This window comes from Neisseria sp. P0001.S005 (assembly GCF_051963715.1).
The window spans coordinates 1-1,104 of sequence record NZ_JBQCTZ010000418.1 but is presented as its reverse complement, the minus strand read 5'-3'; the positions used below and the strand labels follow the sequence as shown (position 1 = coordinate 1,104).

Annotated in this window: 1 protein-coding gene; it reads left to right on the top strand. The window is 42.3% G+C overall.

Annotated features, from left to right (window positions below):
* Positions 1-343 precede the first annotated feature (343 nt).
* The coding region (nirK, locus tag ACTHSP_RS20725) for a copper-containing nitrite reductase (protein WP_440346850.1) at positions 344-1,104 on the top strand (761 nt) is incomplete at its 3' end.

Below are 1,104 nucleotides of genomic sequence, written 5' to 3'. Positions count from 1 at the left end.
AATGTTAAAGATTGTATCACGGTTTTAAAAGTAAAGAAATATTTTGTCAATAATATTCCTTTAAAACCATTAACTTACATGATATTGATTCCCATTATCCTGTATAACTCCTCCTTTGTTATATTTTGTGTTAAGCCCACACTAACATTTTCACACAAAAATAAACTTTTCGGTTTAGTTTTTTATACTACTAAAGGAGTATTTAAGGATTAAAAGATTCATATTCATTGAACAATTTGATTTATGTCAAAATATACCCAAACAAGCGCCTACATAATCATACAAAATTTCAAACCATCCTATCAGGATACTTAACTTTTCTTACAATAAGGAAACTTTAAACATGAAACGCCAAACCTTAGCTGCACTTATCGCTTCTGTATTTGCACTGGCCGCATGCGGCGAACAAGCTGCTAAACCAGCTGAAACTCCGGCTGCCACCGCTTCTGCCGAAGCCCCTGCTGCTGCTTCTGACTCACAAGCTGCTGCCGAGACTCCTTCTTCAGAATTGCCTGTAATCGATGCTATCGTAACTCACGCTCCGGAAGTTCCACCTCCAACTGATCGCGATCATCCGGCTAAAGTACGCGTTAAAATGGAAACTGTTGAAAAAACCATGACCATGGAAGACGGTGTTGAGTACCACTACTGGACATTCAACGGCGACGTTCCAGGTCAAATGATCCGTGTACGTGAAGGCGATACTGTTGAAGTTGAATTCTCTAACAATCCTTCTTCTACTGTTCCTCATAACGTTGACTTCCACGCTGCAACCGGCCCAGGCGGTGGTGCAGAAGCTACCTTTACTGCCCCAGGCCACACTTCTACCTTCAGCTTCAAAGCACTGCAAGCTGGTTTGTACATCTACCACTGTGCCGTTGCTCCTGTAGGTATGCACATCGCCAACGGTATGTACGGTTTGATCTTGGTTGAACCTAAAGAAGGTCTGCCTAAAGTGGACAAAGAGTTCTACATCGTACAAGGCGACTTCTATACTAAAGGTAAAAAAGGTGCTCAAGGCCTGCAGCCTTTCGATATGGATAAAGCGATTGCTGAACAACCTGAATACGTTGTATTCAACGGTCACGTAGGCTCTATCGCCGG